General features: G+C 59.0%; 1 protein-coding gene. It reads right to left on the minus strand.

Annotated features, from left to right (window positions below):
• Nucleotides 1–195: 195 nt before the first annotated feature.
• On the minus strand, nucleotides 196–1,767 hold the full coding sequence (locus tag GLW01_RS15450) for a transposase (protein WP_160899669.1): 1,572 nt from the start codon (nucleotides 1,765–1,767) through the stop codon (nucleotides 196–198).
• Between the last annotated feature and the right edge of the window lie 63 nt (nucleotides 1,768–1,830).

The following is a 1,830-nucleotide window of genomic DNA, read 5'->3' on the forward strand; positions in this document are numbered from 1 at the left end:
TAACGAGACTGTAGAAAAACCCATTTCCGGGTAAACTCCACAGCCTTCCTGCTTGTTCGTTTCACCAGCCCAATCGCTGGTCCGATCATTTTCCGCCGGTTCCGGTGTCCAGTTCCGTTTAGCCGATTGGCCAATGGGCGGCCTTAACAGGCCCGTTACAGCCGTCTTCTGCCGATACATTCCCGCCTCGCAGCTTCATGCCGCCAATTGCCCGTAGTTGGCCAACTTCTCGATATTGTGTACTAGGCAGTATAGCTGCCACTGGCCCTGAACTTTGCGTTTGCCTCTCAGGCTGAACCGGTTCAGTCGCTTGGTCGTTCCGATATTGCCGAACACCGGTTCCACCACCGACATCCGGTGGCTGTAGATGCGCTTGCCCTCGGGACTGTCCACCCGGTGTTTCATCCAGTCGGTGTAGTTGGGTGAGCGGTCCTGGTCCAGCGCGAAGCTCACCTGCCGGCCCTTGCCGTGGCGGTGATCGGCGGCGCTGGGTGTCTGCATGCACCGGTGTTTCTTGGGGCAGTGGCGGCACTGCAGCAACCGGCCTTCGAAATAGGCCCGGATGGTGCCATTGTTGTCCGGTCGAGTGGCCCGGTAACTGAGCCGGTTTCCAGCAGGGCAATCGCAGGTGAGGTTCACCGGATCGAAATGGAACTCGGTGGCAGGAATGACCTCTTTCCATTGTGACTGGCTGTTGTTCTGGTGACGTTTACCGTACTTGGCCTTCTGTTCGGCGAAGGCCGGGTCGCGTTGGCGGAACTGGTTGTCCGGGATGTAACCGTTGATCTTGCGCTGGTGGAGGTAGCGGGCATTGGCTTCATTGGCGAAGCCGGTGTCGGCGGTGACGATGGTCCCGCTGTGGTAAATGTCGGCATTGATGCCCAGTCGTCGGTAGCGCTGCTCAACCCGCTCCAGAACCGGTCTCAGTGTATGGTGCTCCTGGCCTTCGCCGAAGGCCTGGGCGTCGATGATGACCTGGTGCTTTTTATCCACCGTGGCTACGCCGTTGTAGCCCTGGATGGTGCCCTTGCCGGTGGTCATCTTGGCGCTTTCATTGTCGGTGATGTTGCTCTTTACTTCCTTGCTCCGCTTGCCCTGGCCCTTCCGTGGGCTCTGCGTCTTTAGGAAGCGATCGATTTTGCTCTTGGCCTCATCCAGCGAGAGGATGGTCCTGGCCTCCCGGATCTGCTGATCCAGCTCGGCCTCCGTGGCGGCCTCATCCTGCTGGCGGTGCTCCTGGAGTCGATGGCGGATCAGTCGGCGCAGCTTATCCCGCTTATCGCCCAGTTCTTTGAAGGTGCCAGACCATTCCTTACTGGCATCGGAGGCCATCTTGCAGCCGTCGATAGCGAACAGTTCGTTGCCCAGCAGCCCCTGCTCCTGACACACCAGCAGGACCTGCTCGAACAGCGCCTCAATCTCATCGGCGTGGTTGCTCACAAACGCCGCCAGGGTGGTGAAGTGCGGGACCGTGTCGCAGGACAGCGCCTTGAAGATGATGTTGGTCTCGCAGCACCACTGCATCTCGCGGCTGGAGGTGATGCCCTTGGAATAGGCGAACAGGATGATCTTGAGAAGAATCGCTGGATCGTAGGCCCGCCGGCCTGTGTCCTCATTGCTGTAACGCGGATAGAACACCGACAGATCCAGCTTGTGCTCAATCAGGTAATGGACGGCGTACTCGAAGGTCCCGGGCTGCAACTGGTGGCGGTAGTTGATCACCACCATCGCGTCCTGATCGTAGTTGTAGGGCTTGAAGCGGGGCATGCCAACGACTCCCTGTTGCTCGGTGCCAGCCTACCAAATCGGGGGTTTTTCTACAGTCTCAAC

This window comes from Vreelandella halophila, assembly GCF_009856365.1.
Lineage (GTDB): Bacteria > Pseudomonadota > Gammaproteobacteria > Pseudomonadales > Oleiphilaceae > Halospina > Halospina utahensis_B.